Genomic DNA, 17941 nt, shown 5'->3' on the forward strand with positions numbered 1-17941 from the left:
GCAGGCGGGTGAAGAGCGCCGCCTACCCGTTGCCGACCCGCTTCTCGCCCGCCTGGACCGCGACGACGCCGGCGAGGATCAGGACGCCGCCGACGAGCTGGATCGTCCGGGGGAGCTCGCCGAGCAGCAGCCAGGCGAACGCGATGGCCGAGACGACCTCGAACAGCCCGACGAAGGACGACAGCCGCGGGCCCAGCAGGCGCCCCGCGGCGATCCCTGCCACGTAGGCGAGCGCGGCGGTCACGATGCCGAGCCCGATCACCGGCAGCCACCAGGGCACCTCCGTGCCCGCGTAGACCGGCGACGCGGTGCTGTAGGTCAGCGGCATGATCCCGGTCGCGCCGAGCAGGCCGAGCGCCAGGGAGGCCGTCGTCAGGCCGCCGGCGGCCAGGGCGAGCGGCGGCAGGCCCGTGTCGACGTTCGCGTTGATGACGAAGTAGGTCGAGACGCCGAGCATCGCGACCAGCGCCCATGCGACGCCGACCGGATTCATCGCGGTGGCGCCGGGAGCCCCGGAGACCAGGTCCAGCACGAGCACCAGCCCGACGGCGGCGAGCAGCGTGCCGGCGATCGTGGCGAGCGTCGGCCGCTGGCCGTGCCGCACCCAGAACCAGAGCACGACGGCGGCGGGCGCCGTGTACTCGATCAGCAGGGCCGGGCCGACAGGCATGTACTGCACGGCCGAGAAGTAGGCGAACTGGCAGCCCGCCACCGACACCGCGCCGTAGACGGCGATGAGCCCGAGGTTGCGCCGCACCGGACGCCAGTCCCCGCGCAGCGACAGGATGCCGAGCGGCAGCACCACCAGAGCCGCTATCGCGACGCGGACCAGCACCATCGCGCCGGGGCTCCAGCCGGTGTCGAGCAGCCCGCTGGCGAACACCCCGGACAGGCTGAAGGCCGCGGCGGAGACTCCCGCGAACACGAGGCCGGTGGTCAGACGGCGCGTCGGGCGGGCACGGACGACGCCCGGCCTGCTCGCTTCGGGAGTGCCGGTGTCAGGTGTCACGATGCCCATGAGTCCTGACGTTAAGGCGCAGGGGGTAATGTGTCAACGTGGTTTTCACCTATGACACCGAGGAGTCGCTGCAGGCAGCAGTCGCGCTCGTGAACTCAGCCGAGCCGCCCGTCACGCTGGTGACGGTCGCGGAGCTCGACGCGTTTTTCGACCGGTACGGCTACACGGGGCGGCACGACAGCACCCGCGCCGAGCTCGACCAGGTGCTGGCGCTCCAGCCGCGGCTGCGCGAGCTGCTCACCGCGGACCGCGACTCGGCCGCGCACCTGGTGAACGACATGCTGGCCGACACCGGCGCGGTGCCCCAGCTCGTGCGGCACCCGCCCGTCGACTGGCACATCCACGCGGTGCCCGCGGACGCCCCGCTCGCCACGCGCATCCTGGTCGAGACCGCGATGGCGATGATCGACGTCATCCGGGAGGACGAGCTCTCCCGCCTGGCCGTGTGCGCGGACACCGACTGCGAGGGCCTGGTCCTGGACCTCTCCCGCAACCGTTCACGCCGCTACTGCTCCACCACGTGCAGCAACCGCAACGCCCAGGCGGCGCATCGGGCGCGCCGGGCGGGTCAGCCCTCGACGGTGTAGCGGCTCCGCCCCGACTCCAGGGCCGCGACGATCATGTCGGTCACCCCGGCGACGTCGTCCGGCAGCTCGGTCAGCACGACGCCGGGCGGGTCGGACACCGTCGCCCGGACGAAGTCGTCGTGCATGTGCTGGGTGGCCGCGAGGTCCGTGAACCCGTGACCCGTGCGCGTCTCGACCCGCTTCAGGCAGGTCTCCGCGGGCGGCAGCAGCACCACGTAGTCGATCACCTCGACGCCGGCCAGCCGCGCGAAGGTGGGCAGGAACCACGGGCCGATCACGCCGTCGTACACCACCGTCATGCCGCCGGCGGCAAAGCGGCCCGCGGCGGCCGCCGCCGCGCGGACGGTCGTGTCGTTCTGGGCGTGCGACCCCGGCAGCCAGGGCGAGATCGCCCCGCGGCGCAGAAAGGCGAAGAACGCGTCGCCCTCCACCAGGACGCTCGGCTCCCAGCGGTCGGCGAGGGCCTCGGACACGGTGGACTTGCCCGAGCCGGGCGGCCCCGTCACGACCAGCAGCCGCGGCGCGGGACCGACTTCGGCCGGGTTGCTCTCGGCCGCGCTCATCCCAGGTCCCACAGGAGCCGGTAGTAGGCGACGCGGTCGGGGTCCTCCTCGATCCCGTACGCCTCGTACACGAGGTGGTCGTACCCGGGGCCGAAGTTCCAGCCCAGGCTGTAGGTCGCGATGGACAGGTCGGCCCAGCGGTCGGCGATGCCGAGCGCGCCGAGGTCGACGTGCCCGGCAAAGCTGCCGTCGTCGGCGAGCAGTGTGTTGGGGGCGCAGGCGTCACCGTGGCAGACGACGAGCCGGTCGTGGTCCGGCGAGTCCAGGAGGCGGTCGCGGGCCTCGGGTGACCAGCCGTCGGACGCGTGGCCCTGGGCGGCCCGGGCCTCGGCGACCGCTATCCGGTCGCTGATGCTCCAGGTCCAGGGGCACTCGTCGACGGGCAGGGCGTCGTGGAGCGCCCGCAGTCCGGCGCCGATGGCGCGGGCGGCGGTCTCCGGCTCGGCCAGCCACCGCGGGTCGACGGCGGAGCGCGCCTCGATCGCCTCCGTGACCAGCCACTCCGAGTCCTCGTCGGCGCCGACCTCGAGGACGTGCGGCACCCGGGTGTACCGGGCGGCCCACTGCATCCGGGCGGCCTCGTCCGCCAGGTCGACCCGCTCGATGGTCGCCCGCTCCGAGCGGGGTGCCCACTTCACGAACGAGGCGCGCTGTCCCGCTCCGGCCCGCCCGCCGCCGTCGGCCGCCTGACCGTTGGCGGGCTCGATCCGGAACGTGAGGCCGCCGAGCTCGTTGCTCCAGGCCGGCGCGACGCGGGAGTCGCCGGCGAGCTCTCGAACGACGTCGGGCACGCCGACTTCGCCGGTGGGGATGGTCATGGCGCCAGCGTGCCAGACCAGGTCAAGCCGTCACGAGATGATTTCCGGCGCCCGCTCCGACGGCGGCTACCGGTGCCGCTCCGGCATCCTCCGAAGGATGTACGCGGCCCGGACAGATCGCCCGGATGACCGACGACACCGGCCGCCGTCCGCGACAGGGTCGGGGCATGCCCGCCAACTCGCCAGCAAGTCCGTCACCTGCGACGACGGCGTCTCCGCCGTCGACCACCTCGATGAGCACCGGGGGCCGGATCGCCGCGCTCGACATCCTGCGCGGGGTCGCGATCCTCGGCACGTTCGCCAGCAACGTCTGGATCTTCACGACGCCGGGCGGCCCCGCCGAGTGGATCTCCGACGGTTTTGCCACCGCCGATCCCGTGCAGCGTGTGCTGCAAGGGTTGGCCAACGGCAAGTTCCTCGGGCTGCTGACCCTGCTGTTCGGGGTGGGGCTCGAGCTGCAGTACCGGTCGATGGTGCGCCGCGGCCTGCCGTGGCCGGGCCGGTATGCCCTGCGCGCCGGGATCCTGTTCGTCGAGGGCCTGGTGCACTACGTGCTCGTCTTCGAGTTCGACGTCCTGATGGGGTACGCGATCGCATCCCTGCTCGCCGCCTACCTGATCGGCCGCAGCGACCGCGGGGTGCGGGCCTGGGGTGGCGTGATCGCGTCGGTCTACGTGGCGGGGATCGTGGGCATCACGGCGCTGCTCGTCGCGGCGCCGGATGCGTCGGACGGCGCCGCAGCGGGGGACGGGACGGCGGCCGGCGCCGCGCCCCTGCCGACGACGAGCTGGCTCGACCAGGTGCTGCTGCGGATCACGAACATGGACGTGTTCCGGATCGAGCTGATCCTGATCGTGCCGTCGGCCACCGTGCTGTTCGTCGTGGGCTCTCGGCTCGTCCGCGCCGGGATGTTCTCGGCGACCGAGAGTGGGGCGTGGCTGCGCCGTCGGCTCGCGTTGGCCGGGCTGGGTGCCGGCATCCCCCTGAACGCACTGACCATGTGGGCCGGGGCGGACTGGTTCCTCGTCGACCGGTACCTGGTGCCGCCGCTGGTGGCGCTCGGCATCCTGGCGCTGGGCACGACCCTCGTCCAGCGCGGGCAGGCCCGGGCGCAGGTGGCCCAGGTCCCGACGAGCGGCCCGGGCCGGGGCCCGGCCGGCCTGCTCCGCCGGGGTGTCGAGGCGGTCGGGCGGACGGCGCTGTCGTGCTACGTGCTGCAGAACGTGCTCGCTTCGGCCCTCTGCTACGACTGGGGCCTGGGGCTGGCCGGAGGCGGCCCGTGGCAGGCGGTGGCGATCTGGGCCGGCGTCTCGCTGACGCTGATGCTGGTGGCACCGCTGTGGCTGCGGCGGTGGCCGCGCGGCCCCATCGAGCTGGTGATACACCGGGTCTATGGCGCGCGGCGCCGGTGACGGAGCCTGAGGCCACCCGGCGCGGCTACCTCGGCACCCCGGGACGGGCGCGGGCGGCCTCCTCGGCGTCCCACAGGGCCCGGTAGTAGGCGGTGCGCTCGCGGTCGGGCGCCACGCCGTACGCGGCGAGCACCAGCGGCTCCAGGCCGGGACCGTAGCGGCGGGTGACGCTGCGGGTGGTCACGGCGATGTCGGACCAGCGGTCCGCGACACCCAGGTCGCCGACGTCGACGTGGGCGGCGAACCGGCCGACGTGGTCGAGGAGTGTGTTCGGGACGGTGGCGTCGCCGTGGCACACGACGAGCCGGTCGACGGGCGGCGGGGCGGTGATCGATCGAGCGGTGACCGGTTGGGCGCCGATCGGCTGGGCCGTGAGCGCGGCGACGCGCGTCTCGGCCGTGCGGACGAACGGGCAGGTGTCCGTGGGCAGTGCGTCGTGGAAACGCCGCAGGCCGATGCCGACGGCTATCGCCGAGCGTTCCGCCCGGGAGCGCCACTGGGGTTCGATGGCCGACGTCGCCACCGCCCCGCCGACCTCGACGGCCGCCGTGAGCATCCACGAGCCGTGCCCGTCCCGCCCGGCGCCGAGCACCCGGGGGACCGGGGTGAACGAGCCGGCCCAGACCAGGCGGTCGGCCTCGGCGAGCAGGTCCGGGCAGGGTGCGCCGTGGGGCACCCACTTGAGGTACGCGCTGTGGCTCCTGCGCCGCGCGGACCGGCGTCCACCGCTGTACGCCCTGGGGTTGGTGAGCTGAGCCGGACGGCGGGCGGGTACCCGACCGGGCTGGAGGGCGGGCTCGCGTATGGGGTCGATCCCGGGCCGGCGGTCTTCGAGCCGCACCGTGAGGCCGCCGTACTCGTTGCGCCATACGGGGACGACCGTCGTTCCCGTCCGTAGCCGTTCGGCCAAGGCGCGTACGACGGGCGGTACTTCGACGGGTGCCGGACTGATGCCGACGAGCGCGTTCGACACCCTAATATCGTCCCATAGAGCGGGTGAAAAAGTGCTCCTGGTTCGGGACGCTCGCGGGCACTGGGCAACATGGTCGGGGCCTGCGTGCCGTCCGCTCGGGCGGCCCGGGCCGGAGACCGAGAACGGGGTGAGGTGCGTCTCAGGCCACCCGACGCAGATAACCCCGTTCTCGACCTGCGGCCTCGGGTCAGACGGCGGTCAGGATGCCCGCAGTGCCCAGGAGGTTCGGCAGTGTCGTCGCGGTCGACCCGGTGGCGGCCCCGGACCCGGTGTCCGACGCCGCGGCGCCCGTCACCGTCACGTCGACGCACTGGTAGAAGGCGTTCACGGTGTCGGCGATGTTCCAGCGGGCGAAGATCGTGTGGTCGCCGGCGGGCAGGCCGGTCAGCTGGTGCTCGACGGTCGCCCCGGGCTGGGCGCCGCCGTCGTCCACGGTCTTGAAGAGCTGGCCGTCCACGAAGTACTCCCACGTGGACGTGGAGTGCCGGGCGGTGATCTGCCAGCGGAACGTGGTGTCGCCGCTGATGGTGGTGCGCGGCCAGGGGAGCGAGTCGTCGTCGACCACGCTGAACCCGCCGCCGCCGGAGCACTGCATCGAGCCCTTGGGCGCTTCGACGCTCTGCGGCTCGTACTGGAGGCCGCCGCAGTCGAAGTCGACCTGACCCGTCGCGCAGTGGTCCGCGCGGCTCGGCGGGTTGGTGATCCAGCCGTGCGCCTGTGCCTGCGGCTGGAACGCGCTCGGGGCGGCGACGAGGAACGCCGCCGCCAGAGCCAATGTCGCGAGGGCGGAGAGCAGGAGTCGGATCTGTGGGCTGGCTGTGCGTGCACGGTTCACGGTGGTGCCTTCCGCCGGTCGGGAGTGGCTGCCGGTCCGGGCGCGGCCCCAGGGTGTGCGGCCGGCTCGGGGCGGGTGAAATATGTTGTGGGCACCGAACCTAGGGAAATGTCAGCACTGCTGACAATGAGGGTGAATTCGTACGCGGAAACCCGTATTTCTCCCACGGGCCCGACGCCGGACGCCCGCCGCGCCGTCGGCGCGGGCACACCGAACGGCCGGTGTCCGACGTCGGGCACCAGCCGCTCGTGCTGTTCTCCGGCTCAGCGGGTCGTCACAGCTGCGCCGCCAGCAGGCGCCCGCCCCCGCTCCGGAGCTCGGCGTCGACCGTCGTCGTGCCGGTGCCACCACCCGCGCTCGGGCTGCCGCCGCTGACGTTCACGTCCATGCAGGCGTAGAACGCCATCGCGGTGTCGTACACGTTCCACCGCGCGAGGATCGTGTGGTTGCCGCTCGGCAGGCCCGACAGCGTGTGGGTGACGGTCGGTGGCGGCGCGGCGCCGTTGTCGTTCACCGTCTTGAAGAGCCGGCCGTCCACGAAGTACTCCCAGGTCGCCGTGCGGTGGAAGGCCGTCAGCGTCCACTGGAACGTGTGCGTGCTGCCGATGTTCGTGCGCGGCCAGGCGAGCGACGCGTTGTCGAGGGTGGTGAAGCGGCTGCCTCCGGAGCAGAGCATCGAGCCCTTCGGGGCCTCGACGCTCTGCGGCTCCCACTCGACGCCGTTGCAGGTCCAGCTCACGGTCCGCTTGGCGCAGTGGTCCTGCCGGCTGGGCGGTGAGACCACCCAGCCGTGGGCCTGGGCGTGGGGTGTCATGGAGCTCGGTGCGGCGACCAGCGCCGTCAGGGTCAGGGCCAGGACGGCGAAGATGCCGAGTACGACTCTGGCGGCGGGCGTATGCAGTGCGGCGACTCTCATGGGGCTCACCTCGGGATGTGAAGTTGGAAAGTTCCTGGAGTACTCCTGTGTGCTCGGGTGTGACCCCTCGACGCTAGAAAGCGGAGGAGCCCGCGACAATTGGGGCAACTACGTACTGCCGGGCGTCAGTGCTGAGCCGGGCCGCGATGCCGGGTGCGGCGGTGGTGGGGCGGGGAGCGGGGCGACGATGTCGGGACCGTGCCCGGGTCGTTTCGGTACCGGGCCTATCCCGTCGAGCCCGCGCCCAGCAGCACGTCGCAGACCTCGATCAGCCGACGCCGCAGGTCCTTCGACCGCCGCGCGTACTCCCGCTGCCGCCGCACGTACTCCGCCTTGCCGTGCGGCGTCTCGATCTCGACGGCGGCCACGCCGTACTCCGACACGTCGTACGGCGAGGCGGCCATGTCGGTCCAGCGGATGTCGCGCGCCAGCTCGAACGCGTCGAGCAGCAGGTCACCGGGTACGGCCGGGCCGAGCTTCAGGCACCACTTGTAGAGATCCATGTTGGCGTGCAGGCAGCCCGGCTGCTCCAGGCCGACCTGTGTGGCGCGGGTGGGCCGGAGCTGGTTGCGTCCCGTCGCCTCCGGCGTGAAGAACCGGTAGGCGTCGAAGTGCGAGCAGCGCACGGGGTTCGCCTCGACGACGGCGTCCGTCCCCGCGTGCCCGAGCCGCAGCGGCAGCGGATGCCGCTGGTCGCGCCCCGCCTCCCGGTCCCGGTAGACCATCGCCCACTCGTGGAGCCCGAAACAGCCGAACGTCCCCGGGCGCGACGCCGTTGCGGACAGCAGCTCGCGCACGTACCGCACGGTGTCGCCGCGGTCGGCGAGGAAGGCGTCGGGGTCGAGAGTGACGGTCAGGCTGGGGCCGCAGGTGGGGCCGGGCACCGCGGCGTCGTGCGGGACGGTCGTGTGCCACCGCCACGTCGTGCGGTCCTCGGGGTCGGCGGCTCCGGGAGCGGCGGCTCCGTAGCCGGGCGAGCCCGGCTCGGGGGTGCCTGTCCCGTCGTCGTCGGGCAGCTGGAGAGCGACGCCCCCGCCCGGGTGCCAGCGGCGCAGGTGCGTGATCCGAGTGGGGTAGTAGGTGAAGAGAAAGTCCTCGATCGCGTGCTTCCGCCCCGCGGCGCGGGCCTCGCGCCAGACGGCGGTGAGCGCGTCGGCGCGCTCCGCATGCGCGGTTGCGAGCGGCAGCCACTCCTCGGGGAGCAGCACCCGGGCAGGCTGCGCACCCGACCCGGGCCCGACGGCGTCGGGCGCAGCGGGCGCGATCGGCTCGCCGAGGATTGTGCTCATCGATCCAGGGTAGGTCCGTCTCGGCACCCTGCCGACGGCCTTGCTGTACGCGATGTGTTCCTAACTGTATACAGGCACCCTTGAGGTGTGCGCAGTTAGGAGTTCTGATCATGACGTCCTCGTCGGCCGTGCTGACACTTGACGATGCGCGTGCTGCTGGTCTGCGCAAGGACCAGGTGTATCGCATGGTTCAGAGCGGTGAACTGGAGCGGGTCGCAAGGGGCGTGTTCATCCGCCCCGACCTGATCGATCCGACATTGATTCCCCTCGCTGCGGCAACAGCGCTCCGACCTCAAGCGACAATGTGTCTCACCAGTGCACTGGTCCACCATGGATTGAGCGACGCGATTCCGTTCGGTCCGGACATCGCCCTCCCGCGGGGAGTCCGTCTTCCATCGGGTTTCGGTCAGGTGACCTGGCACAGCTTCGATCCCGCGACGTTCGACGTCGGGCGCATCAGGCTGGACGACACGGACGATCTGGAGTTGTGGGTCTACTCCGCCGAGCGCACCATAGTCGACAGCTTCCGCCTGGCCCATCGCGAAGGCCTTGATGCTGCCCACACAGCGCTACGCCGCTGGGTACGCCGGCGGGGGAACTCACCTGCCGCACTGCTCACGATGGCTGGCGAGTTCCCGCAGTCCTTGACTCGCATTCGACAAGCCCTGGAGATTCTGCTGTGACTCGACCTACCCGCGGCACATCGGCAGGTCGCGCCTACAACGACTTGCGGAACCTGGCACGCCGCGACGGCCGCGACGGTGCCGAATACCTGACGCTCTACGCCCTCGAAGGTTTCCTAGCACGCCTGGCCGCGTCGAAGCACGCCGCAGGCTTCGTTCTCAAGGGCGGTGTCCTGATGGCAGCTTTCGCCGCCCGCCGGCCCACGCGGGACGTCGATCTTGCCGCGTCAGGCTTCCCGAACGACATCGACGACGTCGCCGAGCGCGTGCGCCAGATCGTCGCTGTCGATCTCGACGACGGGCTGGAATTCGATCTGGCTTCGGTCTTCGGCTGGACGAGATCGTCGCCTTCACAGGCCCAGTACTTGATGGCAGTTCCGAGAGCCGGGCGTGGGATCCCGAAGCACGCGCATGGCAGGCGCCACGGGCGGTTTCGACGACCACGTAGGGGTCCGGCGCGTTCGCTCCGCAGGTCGTCGTAAGGTGCAAACATGTCCGACCTCCCCCTGCGCCGCCTCGGGCGCTCCGGCCTGTCCGTTCCCGTCGTCGGCCTGGGGTGCAACAACCTCGGCCGCTCCGGCACCGTCACCGAGACCGCGGAGGGCGCGACGGCCCTGGTCGACGCCGCCATCGACGCGGGCGTGACGTTCTTCGACACCGCGGACTCGTACGGCGTCCGCCCGGGGTTGTCCGAGGAGCTGCTCGGCGCCGCCCTGAAGGGCCGCCGCGACGACGTGCTGGTCGCCACGAAGTTCGGCCTGGACGTGCGCGGGGCGAACGGGAACGACTTCGGCGCTCGCGGCTCGCGCCGGTACATCGTGCGGGCGGCCGAGGCGTCGCTGCGCCGGCTCGGCACCGACTGGATCGACCTCTACCAGCTGCACGCGCCCGACCCGGCGACCCCGATCGACGAGACGCTGGCCGCGCTCGACGACCTCGTCCGCTCCGGCAAGGTGCGCTACGTGGGCCATTCCAACTTCAAGGGCTGGCAGGTCGCCGACGCCGAGCACGTGGCGCGGTCGATCGGCACCACCCGGTTCGTGTCCGCGCAGAACCACTACTCGCTGCTCGCCCGCGAGGTGGAGCACGAGGTGCTGCCCGCCGCGAAGGCGTACGGCGTCGGCGTCCTGCCGTACTTCCCGCTGGCGAACGGCCTGCTCACGGGCAAGTACACGGGTGGCGACCGACCGGACGGCTCCCGGCTCGTGATCGCGAAGCCCCACCTGCTGGAGACGGCGCCGTGGGAGGCCCTGGACCGGTTCGGCGCGTTCTGCCGCGAGCGCGGCGTGGCCGAGATCGACGTCGCGTTCTCGTGGCTGCTGTCCCGGCCTGAGGTGTCGTCGGTGATCGCCGGCGCCACGCGGCCGGAGCAGGTGCGCCGCAACGCCGAGGCGTGGTCGTGGTCGCCGACGCCAGAGGACCTCACGGAGCTGGACGAGATCTTCCCGGCCTGACGACCTGTCGGACGACACGTTCCGGTCGGTTAGCGTGGGCGCCATGAGCCTTCCGTTCCGCCAGGTCAACGTCTTCTCCTCGAACCCGACGGGTGGCAACCCCGTCGCCGTCGTGCACGACGCCGACGGCCTCACCGACGACCAGATGGCCGCCTTCGCGCGGTGGACCAACCTGTCGGAGACCACGTTCCTGCTCACCCCGACCGACGCAGGCGCCGACTACCGCGTGCGGATCTGGACCCCGGGCGGCGAGCTGCCGTTCGCCGGGCACCCCACGCTCGGCACCGCGCACGCGTGGCTGGAGGCCGGGGGCGCGCCCGCCGGGACGGACGTGGTCCAGGAGTGCAGCGTCGGCCTCGTGCGGCTGCGGCGCGAGGCCGTCGGTGATGGGCACCGCCTGGCATTCGCGGCGCCGCCGCTGATCCGCTCGGGCGCGGTCGACGACGCCGACGTCGCGCAGATCGCGAAGTCGCTGCGCATCGACGTGTCCGACGTCGTCCGTTCGGCCTGGGTCGACAACGGTCCCGGCTGGGTGGCGGTCCAGCTCCAGGACGCCGACGCCGTGCTCGCGCTGGAGCCCGACTTCGCGGTGATGGGCGACCTGCGGCTCGGCGTCGTGGGCGAGTACGGCATCGGGGTGGTGGGGGAGGAGTACGCGACCGGCGAGCCCGCCGTCGAGGTGCGCGCTTTCGTGCCGTCCCTGGGGACGGGAGAGGACCCGGTGACCGGCAGCCTCAACGCCGGCCTGGGGCAGTGGCTCGCCGGCGAGGTGCTGCCCTCATCCTACATCGCGTCCCAGGGGACGGCGCTGGGTCGCGAGGGCCGCGTGCATGTCGACAAGCTGCCGGACGGCGAGGTGTGGGTCGGGGGCGACACGCTCACGACGATCGTCGGTCAGGTGGGCTTCTGACTTCTTGCTTCGCCTGACGCCGGTTCGCCTGACGCCGGTTCCGGGCCCGGAAAAGGTGCGGGAAAGGCCTTCCGGGCGACCCGCGCGAACAGCCGCTCCAGCGGTCCGCGGCCCAGGAACGCCCGCCACAGGGTTGCCGCGGCGAGCGTGATGAGCACCATCCAGCCGAGCGGTTCGTTGTCCGGGGGATCCAGCAGGTCCCAGTACGTGCGGGTCCACCACCAGATGACGGCGATCTGCACGGAGTAGACGGTCAGGGCCAGGGCACCGACGGCGGCCAGCGGCGTCACCACCACCAGCACGGCCCAGCGCACGATGCGTCCGAGCCAGCCGCCCACGCCACCGTTGCTCGTGCCCACGCCCGCGCTGACCAGGGTGCCGACGAGCAGGCACAGCCCGAGCACACCGAGCGCGAACCCGCCGGACCCCAGGGCCTCGAACATCGTGTCGTCGTGCGGGCCCTCCAGGTACAGGCCGGCCAGCGGTGGCCACGGATCGGACCAGGCCGGTGCCGGCACGACGCTCTCGGACGACGTCATGGCGACCTGGCCGTCGATGGCTACCGTGCCCCCGGCGCCGGCCACGAGGGTCGCCGAGGCGATCGAGCTCATCGTGGCCAGCCCGAACCCGCCCGCGACCAGAGTGAGGTGCAGCGCCGGCGACCGCAGGTCGCAGCGGCCCACGGCCAGCCCCGCGAGCACGTACGCCATCCAGACCAGGGCCGGGTAGTGGCCCGTGAGGAGGAAGTCGGTGGCGGCGCCCGAACCGTCGTGCGGCGCGCGGAGCCCGGCACGGGCCAGCGCCTCTGGCCCGTAGTACACGAGAAACGGGCCCACCACGGCGATGAGCACCGCGATCGCCGCGAGCCGGGCCGGCGGCATCCGCAGGAACGGCAGGGCGAGCACGAAGTACGCGGCGTAGAAGCCGAGGATGAGAAACACGCGCGTCCCGAACAGGTCCAGGAGAGCGACCAGGGCCAGCAGCAGCACGGCCCGGACCAGGATCCGGGACCGCGCGGTGCGCATCACCTCGCCCGAGAACGGCTCGCGGCCGCCGGTGACCAGCGCCAGGGACAGCCCGGCGACCGTCGCGAACAGGATTGACGAGCGCCCGTGCGCCAGGCTCAGCCAGCCCTCCAGCGTGCTAATGTCCGCGCTGGTCACGCCCACGTGCGCGGTAAACATACCGAGCACGGCGATGCCCCGGGCGAGGTCGGCGCCGACCACGCGGCCCGGGCCGCCGCGCAGGTTGCGGCGCATCCTGTCGAGGATCCCGCGGACCGTTCCGCGAGACGCGCCGTGGTCGACCGCGGCAGGCCGGTCGGACGGCTGGGAAAGCGTGGGCATGCGGGCATCCTTCCGCGTCGTCGACGCCGATGCGCGCGGGCCACGCCGTCGGGCGGGCCGACGGGCTGACTGTCGGGCAGGCTGCTGAGCAGGCTGCCGGGTGAATGGCTGGACTTACCGTCCCGAGGGATGAGAACGCAGATGTGCGGCACTGCGCGTCGCACATACAGTTCGCCCATGACCGGCAGCGCCAACGAGCACGACATGGCCCGCAGTGACACGCCCAGCCACAAGCTCGGCAACACGTTCACCCGCAGCGCGAGCGAAGGGACCGGCGGCCCCGCCCGCGACCGGGCGAAGCCCGCGGGGACCGACCCCATCGACGCGGTCGACGCCCCCAGCAGCCTCTCGGGCCTGAACGGCCACGACCAGAACAACCCGGGCGCGGTGAAGGACCTCACCAAGGAGTCCGAGTCGTACACGCACGGGCACCACGAGTCCGTGCTGCGCTCCCACCGCCGTCGGACGGCGGCCAACTCCGCCGCGTTCCTCCTGCCGCACCTGCTCTCCGACATGACGCTGCTCGACGTCGGATGCGGGCCCGGCACCGTCACTGTCGACCTGGCAGAGCGGCTGACACAGGGCAGCGTCGTCGGCGTGGACGCGTCCGACGACGTCCTGGAGTCCGCCCGCGGCCTCGCGGACGCGCACGGCACGAAGAACATCAGCTTCGAGCACGCCAACGCCTACGAGCTGCCGTTCGCGGACGACTCGTTCGACGTCGTCTTCGCGCACCAGCTCCTGCAGCACCTCTCCGACCCGGTGGCCGCCCTGCGCGAGATGAAGCGCGTCGCCAAGCCAGGCGGTTTCGTCGCGGTGCGCGACGCCGACTACGAGGCCATGGCCTGGTACCCCGAGTCCGCGGAGCTCACCGAGTGGAACATGCTCTACCACGAGGTCACCCACACCTACGGCTTCGAGCCAGACGCCGGCCGCCGGCTCGCCTCCTGGGTGCGTGACGCCGGATTCGACCCCGCCACGATCGAACCCGGCGCCAGCGTCTGGTGCTACGCGACCCCCGACGACCGCACCTGGTGGGGCGGCCTGTGGGCGGAGCGCTGCACCCAGTCCAACTTCGCCGTGCAGGCCAAGGACTCGGCGCTCGCGGACGACGTCGCCCTCGAGCAGCTCGCCCAGGGCTGGCGGGAGTGGGCGGCCGCGCCGGACGGCTGGTTCGCCGTCCTCAACGGCGAGGTGCTGGCGCGGGCGTGAGCGTCCCGCCGTCGGGCACGTAGATTGAGCACGTGCGTATCGCTAGATTCACCACCGGAGACGACCCCCGCTTCGCCCTCGTGCAGCAGGAGGGCGACAAGACCTTCCTCGCCGTCCTGGGCGGCGACCCCCTGTACATGCCGGCCATGCCGACCGGCGAGCGCATCGAGCTGGGTGACGGCGTCCGGCTGCTCGCCCCGGTGATCCCGCGCTCCAAGGTGGTGGCCGTGGGCAAGAACTACGTCGACCACGCCAAGGAGATGGGCGGCGAGGTCCCGGCCAGCCCGCTGCTGTTCTTCAAGCCGAACACCTCGGTGGTCGGCCCGGACGACCCGGTCGTGCTGCCGGACTTCACGCAGGAGGTCTCCTACGAGGCCGAGCTGGCCGTCGTCATCTCCAAGGTCTGCAAGGACGTCACGCCGGAGAACGCGCCGTCGTACATCCTCGGCTACACGGTCGCGAACGACGTCACCGCGCGGGACGCGCAGCGGACCGACGGCCAGTGGGCGCGTGCCAAGGGCTTCGACACCTCGTGCCCGCTGGGCCCCTGGATCGACACGGACCTCAACCCGGAGGACGTCGGGGTGCGCTCGCGGGTCAACGGCGAGCCGCGCCAGGACGGCCGGACCCGGGACATGGTGTTCGACGTACCGTTCCTCGTGTCGTACATCTCCGAGGCGATGACGCTGCTGCCCGGCGACGTGATCCTCACCGGGACGCCGGCCGGGGTCGGCCGGATCGACCACGGCGACCGCGTCGAGTGCGAGGTCGAGGGGCTCGGCGTGCTGTCCAACCCGGTGCTGCGGCGCTGAGGGTGCTCAGCGCTGAGCAGCTGCATCACGACGCGTCGCGGGTGCTGCGCGCCTGGACCGGGCCGACGCCGGAGCAGGAACGCCTTCGAGCGCGGTACGTCCGGCATCTCGACACGCACGATCCGTCGGCCGATCCGTCGGCGGGTGCGAGTTCCGGCGTCTTCCGTGAGTGCGTGCCTGACCACCTCACGGCGTCGACCCTCGTGCTCTCGCACGACGGCGCACGCGTGCTGCTGACCCTGCATGCCAAGGCACGGCGATGGTTCCAGTTCGGCGGGCACCTGGAGGCGGCGGACCCCACCCTGGCGGACGCCGCCAGGCGGGAAGCGCGCGAGGAGTCCGGGCTTGCGCTGACGCTCGACCCGGTGCCGGTGCACCTGAACGAGCACGCGGTGCCGTTCTGCCGGCCGGGCACGGGTGACGCGGATCGTCCGGTGCACCACCTGGACGTGCGGTTCGTCGCCGTCGCCGGCCCGGACGCAGTACCCGTCGTCTCGGACGAGTCGCTGGACGTGCGCTGGTGGGACGCCGACGCACTGCCGAACCCCGACCTGACCGACCTGGTGGCACTGTCCCGGGCACGGTTCGGTAGAGCATGATCGACGCATGATCATCAGACGGTCCACCGCCCAGGTACGGCCGGGCATGCTCGACGAGTTCCGCGCCTTCATCGAGGGCGGCATCACGGAGTTCGCGTCGCTCGACGGCTTTCTGGGCGACGAGATCGTCGTCGGACCCGACACGCTGACCTACGTGAGCAGGTGGCGGGACACCGCGGCGCTCGCCGGTTACGCCGGGCCCGGTTGGCGGACCGAACCGGTGGTGCTGGACGACGAGGACCGCTTCCTGCGCGAACCGCTTCGCGTGCGGCACGTCGAGCTCCGGCCTGCCACCGCGGGCGACGCCCCGGCGATCGCCGTAGTCTGGCACACCGGCTGGGGTGACGGGCACCGTGGGCTGGTGCCGCCGGAGCTGGAGCGAGTCCGCACGCGGGAGTCGTTCGGACCGCGCGCGGCGGACCGGGTCCCAGGCACCACGGTCGCGGTGGTGGGCGCCGTCGTCGGCGAGGGAGTGCCCGGCGTCGGAGTCGCCGGCTTCGTGACGGTGCACGGCGACGAGGTGGAGCAGGTGCACGTCTCGGCGGCACACCGTGGTTCCGGAATCGCGACAGACCTCTTGTCCGACGGCGAGCACCGGGTCGCCGCCGCTGGGCACTCCGAGGCTTGGCTCGCCGTCGTGGCCGGCAACGCGCGGGCACTGCGGTTCTACGAACGTCAGGGCTGGTCCGACGCCGGACCGCTCGACTACTGGACGGATACCGCTGAAGGCCCGGTGTTGGTGCCGGTGCGCCGGTACGTGAAACGCCTGGTGGACCGTCCCGCGTCGTCGGCGTCGACCGCCCGCTCAGGCCGCTGACCGGCAGCATTCGTGGCTATTCCGTGGCGGACCAGTCAATATGAGCCATGGCGATCACGCGGCGGTTCCTCGTGCTGTCCCCTGTGGCGCTCGGCGTCTGCGCGGTCCTGCTCCTGATCTTCTACGTCACGGTCGGCACCGGTACCAGCATCGGGTTGCTGGAGATCGGCATCGCCCTCCTGGTGGCGCTCGCGGCGACGGTCGTCGTGCTCGCGGTGGTCCTCATCGCCGTCGGGCTGCTCCGTCTGCTGGTGTCCGCAACGCCTGGGCCGCACTGGGCCTGGCCTTCGGCCTGGTCGCCATCGTCATGGGAATCATCTACATCGGGATCGACGCGTCCATGTCGCCGGGCGACCCGGGGTTCAACATGCTCATCCTCATGGAGGCTGCCGCCGTGCAGATCCCCGTCTGGCTGACATTCGTCGTCGGGCTCCTGGTCGGCGACCGGCGGAACCGGGCGGCGCGGGACGGAACCGTCGGTCCCACCACTGCCTAGGCCTGAGGCCTGCGACTGAGAGCGGGGTGCTGCGGCGCTGACCTGCGTGTATTCCTGGTCATTCCGGCAGGCGCGGCGCGCGGCGCGTCAGACCGTGTGAGCCACGGGCGGCGGACATTGCTGGTCCTGGTGCCACGCACCAGTCACCATGTGCCTATGACGACCATGCGGCGTTTCCTCGTCCTGACTCCCGTGGCGTTCATCGTGACCGCGGTCCCGTCCGTCTACCTGGCGCCCGTCATCTGGCTGGAAGGCACCGGCGCCGCCCTCCTGATCGCGCTCGCGGTGACGGCCGTCGCGCTGGCAGCGGTCCTCGTCGCTGTATGGCTGCTTCGTCTCCGGGATGTCCACAGCGCCTGGGCTGCGCTGGGCTTGGCCGTCGTCCTGTTCGCCGTCGTCTGCGCGCTCGTCTATGTCGCGGTCGCGCAGCCGTGGCCTAGCGGCGCAGGGTGGGGAGCGGCCCTGGTCGTCGTGGGTGCGATCGCCTCTATCCCCGCCTGGCTGGCATACGCCGTCGGACTCCTGGTCGGCGACCTGCGGCACCGGGCGGCCCGGGGACAGAGCGCGGCGGTATGACTGCCGCAGGCGCGTCGGGCATGCGGTTGCGCTACCTGATCGCCGCCGCAGTCGCTGGATTCCTCTACGCAGTGGTTCTCACGGGTATTGGGCTGGGGTCCGCCGCGAGTGCGGAAGCCGCAAATGAGGACGTGGACGTCTGGCCGCTCGGCGCCGTGGTCGGTGCAGTTTTCTTCGGTGTCGTCCTCACCGTGCTCGTCTACGTCGTGGTGGTGGGTGACCAGATCGGCCGCGTCCGTGACCGGCACGACGTCCGCTTCGTGGCCGTTGCTCAGGCTGGGGTGCTCGTGGTGGTCGACCTAGCGCTCGTCATGTGGCTCGGTGCCGTGCCGGGTGTGCCATGGACGACGCCGCTGATCCTGCTCGGCGGCCTCCTGTTGGCGACCGTCCCGGGGTGGCTGGTCGTCGGCGTCCTCCCATGGTTCGTGCGGGGGCCGTCGACGAGCGGCAGCGGGCCGGACGACACCGTCGATGCGGAGTCCGACGACACGGATGAGGGGGTCGCTGCCCGCCGGGAGATCGCGATCCAGGATGCGCTGGACCGGGTTCGTGCCCGCGAGGGTCGGTGATCCGGGGGACTTGGCCCCGCTGGACCGCAGTGTCGGTCCCACCGCCTAGGCTGGGT

General features: G+C 71.9%; 21 protein-coding genes. 13 read left to right on the forward strand and 8 right to left on the reverse strand.

The genetic code is table 11. The features are described 5' to 3' along the window. Positions 1-22: 22 nt before the first annotated feature. A complete protein-coding gene (locus EW117_RS23415; RefSeq protein ID WP_129789112.1) occupies positions 23-1018 on the reverse strand; it encodes an EamA family transporter in 996 nt (331 codons plus the stop codon). A gap of 38 nt (positions 1019-1056) precedes the next feature. Between EW117_RS23415 and EW117_RS23420 the strand changes: the two genes are divergently transcribed. Beyond that, entirely contained in the window at positions 1057-1605 is a 549-nt protein-coding gene (locus EW117_RS23420) for a CGNR zinc finger domain-containing protein (protein ID WP_129789113.1), read from the forward strand. Here EW117_RS23420 and EW117_RS23425 read toward each other — a convergent pair. Together EW117_RS23425 and EW117_RS23430 are read right to left on the reverse strand one after the other, a co-directional pair. Then, entirely contained in the window at positions 1587-2168 is a 582-nt protein-coding gene (locus EW117_RS23425; RefSeq protein ID WP_129789114.1) for an AAA family ATPase, read from the reverse strand. The two genes, EW117_RS23420 and EW117_RS23425, sit on opposite strands and share 19 nt — an antisense overlap. Next, positions 2165-2986: an aminoglycoside 3'-phosphotransferase gene (locus EW117_RS23430; RefSeq protein WP_129789115.1), complete on the reverse strand. Its 822-nt coding sequence runs from the start codon at positions 2984-2986 to the stop codon at positions 2165-2167. Before EW117_RS23430 ends, EW117_RS23425 begins: the two co-directional genes overlap by 4 nt. A 233-nt stretch (positions 2987-3219) precedes the next feature. Here EW117_RS23430 and EW117_RS23435 point away from each other — a divergent pair, with 233 nt between their 5' ends. Next, positions 3220-4398: a DUF418 domain-containing protein gene (locus EW117_RS23435; RefSeq protein WP_242504488.1), complete on the forward strand. Its 1179-nt coding sequence runs from the start codon at positions 3220-3222 to the stop codon at positions 4396-4398. Between the two features lie 25 nt (positions 4399-4423). Here EW117_RS23435 and EW117_RS23440 read toward each other — a convergent pair whose 3' ends face one another. From EW117_RS23440 to EW117_RS23455, 4 genes are all read right to left on the reverse strand, one after another. After that, positions 4424-5371 carry a phosphotransferase gene (locus EW117_RS23440; RefSeq protein WP_129789117.1) on the reverse strand — a complete coding sequence of 316 codons (948 nt, stop codon included), beginning with the start codon at positions 5369-5371 and terminating at the stop codon, positions 4424-4426. Positions 5372-5558: 187 nt separating this feature from the next. Continuing rightward, positions 5559-6206, reverse strand: a complete 648-nt coding sequence (locus tag EW117_RS23445) for a lytic polysaccharide monooxygenase auxiliary activity family 9 protein (RefSeq protein WP_207212009.1) — start codon at positions 6204-6206, stop codon at positions 5559-5561. A 274-nt stretch (positions 6207-6480) separates the two neighbouring features. Continuing rightward, positions 6481-7122, reverse strand: a complete 642-nt coding sequence (locus EW117_RS23450; protein WP_129789118.1) for a lytic polysaccharide monooxygenase auxiliary activity family 9 protein — start codon at positions 7120-7122, stop codon at positions 6481-6483. 224 nt (positions 7123-7346) lie between these two features. Then, positions 7347-8411 carry a 3-methyladenine DNA glycosylase gene (locus EW117_RS23455; protein WP_242504489.1) on the reverse strand — a complete coding sequence of 355 codons (1065 nt, stop codon included), beginning with the start codon at positions 8409-8411 and terminating at the stop codon, positions 7347-7349. A 110-nt stretch (positions 8412-8521) separates the two neighbouring features. On the opposite strand from EW117_RS23455, the gene EW117_RS23460 reads away from it, so the two are divergent. From EW117_RS23460 to EW117_RS23475, 4 genes are read left to right on the forward strand one after another with little or no spacing between them, the layout of a single operon-like run. After that, on the forward strand, positions 8522-9094 hold the full coding sequence (locus EW117_RS23460) for a type IV toxin-antitoxin system AbiEi family antitoxin domain-containing protein (RefSeq protein WP_129789119.1): 573 nt from the start codon (positions 8522-8524) through the stop codon (positions 9092-9094). Next, positions 9091-9576, forward strand: coding sequence for a nucleotidyl transferase AbiEii/AbiGii toxin family protein (locus EW117_RS23465; protein ID WP_207212010.1), 486 nt, complete (start codon positions 9091-9093; stop codon positions 9574-9576). The genes EW117_RS23460 and EW117_RS23465 overlap by 4 nt, the downstream gene beginning before the upstream one ends. A 9-nt stretch (positions 9577-9585) precedes the next feature. Beyond that, positions 9586-10548 carry an aldo/keto reductase gene (locus tag EW117_RS23470; RefSeq protein ID WP_129789120.1) on the forward strand — a complete coding sequence of 321 codons (963 nt, stop codon included), beginning with the start codon at positions 9586-9588 and terminating at the stop codon, positions 10546-10548. A gap of 43 nt (positions 10549-10591) precedes the next feature. Further along, a complete protein-coding gene (locus EW117_RS23475; protein ID WP_129789121.1) occupies positions 10592-11458 on the forward strand; it encodes a PhzF family phenazine biosynthesis protein in 867 nt (288 codons plus the stop codon). Here the strand turns inward: EW117_RS23475 and EW117_RS23480 are convergent. Then, on the reverse strand, positions 11443-12804 hold the full coding sequence (locus EW117_RS23480) for a heparan-alpha-glucosaminide N-acetyltransferase domain-containing protein (RefSeq protein WP_129789122.1): 1362 nt from the start codon (positions 12802-12804) through the stop codon (positions 11443-11445). The two genes, EW117_RS23475 and EW117_RS23480, sit on opposite strands and share 16 nt — an antisense overlap. A gap of 354 nt (positions 12805-13158) precedes the next feature. Between EW117_RS23480 and EW117_RS23485 the strand changes: the two genes are divergently transcribed. The 7 genes from EW117_RS23485 to EW117_RS23515 all read left to right on the forward strand — a co-directional run bounded on the left by EW117_RS23485 (position 13159) and on the right by EW117_RS23515 (position 17885). Continuing rightward, positions 13159-14016, forward strand: a complete 858-nt coding sequence (locus tag EW117_RS23485; protein ID WP_242504496.1) for a class I SAM-dependent methyltransferase — start codon at positions 13159-13161, stop codon at positions 14014-14016. Between the two features lie 32 nt (positions 14017-14048). Further along, on the forward strand, positions 14049-14828 hold the full coding sequence (locus EW117_RS23490) for a fumarylacetoacetate hydrolase family protein (protein WP_129789124.1): 780 nt from the start codon (positions 14049-14051) through the stop codon (positions 14826-14828). 2 nt (positions 14829-14830) lie between these two features. After that, positions 14831-15427, forward strand: a complete 597-nt coding sequence (locus EW117_RS23495) for an NUDIX hydrolase (protein WP_207212011.1) — start codon at positions 14831-14833, stop codon at positions 15425-15427. 7 nt (positions 15428-15434) lie between these two features. Beyond that, positions 15435-16244 carry a GNAT family N-acetyltransferase gene (locus EW117_RS23500; protein ID WP_242504490.1) on the forward strand — a complete coding sequence of 270 codons (810 nt, stop codon included), beginning with the start codon at positions 15435-15437 and terminating at the stop codon, positions 16242-16244. Between the two features lie 307 nt (positions 16245-16551). After that, positions 16552-16740, forward strand: a complete 189-nt coding sequence (locus tag EW117_RS23505) for a hypothetical protein (protein ID WP_129789125.1) — start codon at positions 16552-16554, stop codon at positions 16738-16740. A 156-nt stretch (positions 16741-16896) separates the two neighbouring features. After that, the gene (locus EW117_RS23510; RefSeq protein ID WP_129789126.1) at positions 16897-17316 is read left to right on the forward strand and encodes a hypothetical protein; all 420 of its coding nucleotides are present in this window, start codon (positions 16897-16899) and stop codon (positions 17314-17316) included. Then, on the forward strand, positions 17313-17885 hold the full coding sequence (locus EW117_RS23515) for a hypothetical protein (protein ID WP_129789127.1): 573 nt from the start codon (positions 17313-17315) through the stop codon (positions 17883-17885). Before EW117_RS23510 ends, EW117_RS23515 begins: the two co-directional genes overlap by 4 nt. Positions 17886-17941: the final 56 nt, after the last annotated feature.

This window comes from Promicromonospora panici (assembly GCF_900608595.1).
Classification (GTDB): Bacteria; Actinomycetota; Actinomycetes; order Actinomycetales; family Cellulomonadaceae; genus Promicromonospora; species Promicromonospora panici.

What these genes read in the sequence shown, in the direction of transcription:
- EW117_RS23475 (WP_129789121.1), top strand. Translation starts at nt 10,592, where the DNA reads ATGAGCCTTCCGTTCCGCCAGGTCAACGTCTTCTCCTCGAACCCGACG.
- EW117_RS23510 (WP_129789126.1), top strand. Translation starts at nt 16,897, where the DNA reads ATGACGACCATGCGGCGTTTCCTCGTCCTGACTCCCGTGGCGTTCATC.
- EW117_RS23435 (WP_242504488.1), top strand. Translation starts at nt 3,220, where the DNA reads ATGAGCACCGGGGGCCGGATCGCCGCGCTCGACATCCTGCGCGGGGTC.
- EW117_RS23515 (WP_129789127.1), top strand. Translation starts at nt 17,313, where the DNA reads ATGACTGCCGCAGGCGCGTCGGGCATGCGGTTGCGCTACCTGATCGCC.
- EW117_RS23460 (WP_129789119.1), top strand. Translation starts at nt 8,522, where the DNA reads ATGACGTCCTCGTCGGCCGTGCTGACACTTGACGATGCGCGTGCTGCT.
- EW117_RS23415 (WP_129789112.1), bottom strand. Translation starts at nt 1,018, where the DNA reads ATGGGCATCGTGACACCTGACACCGGCACTCCCGAAGCGAGCAGGCCG.
- EW117_RS23470 (WP_129789120.1), top strand. Translation starts at nt 9,586, where the DNA reads ATGTCCGACCTCCCCCTGCGCCGCCTCGGGCGCTCCGGCCTGTCCGTT.
- EW117_RS23455 (WP_242504489.1), bottom strand. Translation starts at nt 8,411, where the DNA reads ATGAGCACAATCCTCGGCGAGCCGATCGCGCCCGCTGCGCCCGACGCC.
- EW117_RS23430 (WP_129789115.1), bottom strand. Translation starts at nt 2,986, where the DNA reads ATGACCATCCCCACCGGCGAAGTCGGCGTGCCCGACGTCGTTCGAGAG.
- EW117_RS23480 (WP_129789122.1), bottom strand. Translation starts at nt 12,804, where the DNA reads ATGCCCACGCTTTCCCAGCCGTCCGACCGGCCTGCCGCGGTCGACCAC.
- EW117_RS23425 (WP_129789114.1), bottom strand. Translation starts at nt 2,168, where the DNA reads ATGAGCGCGGCCGAGAGCAACCCGGCCGAAGTCGGTCCCGCGCCGCGG.
- EW117_RS23500 (WP_242504490.1), top strand. Translation starts at nt 15,435, where the DNA reads ATGATCATCAGACGGTCCACCGCCCAGGTACGGCCGGGCATGCTCGAC.
- EW117_RS23450 (WP_129789118.1), bottom strand. Translation starts at nt 7,122, where the DNA reads ATGAGAGTCGCCGCACTGCATACGCCCGCCGCCAGAGTCGTACTCGGC.
- EW117_RS23505 (WP_129789125.1), top strand. Translation starts at nt 16,552, where the DNA reads ATGGGAATCATCTACATCGGGATCGACGCGTCCATGTCGCCGGGCGAC.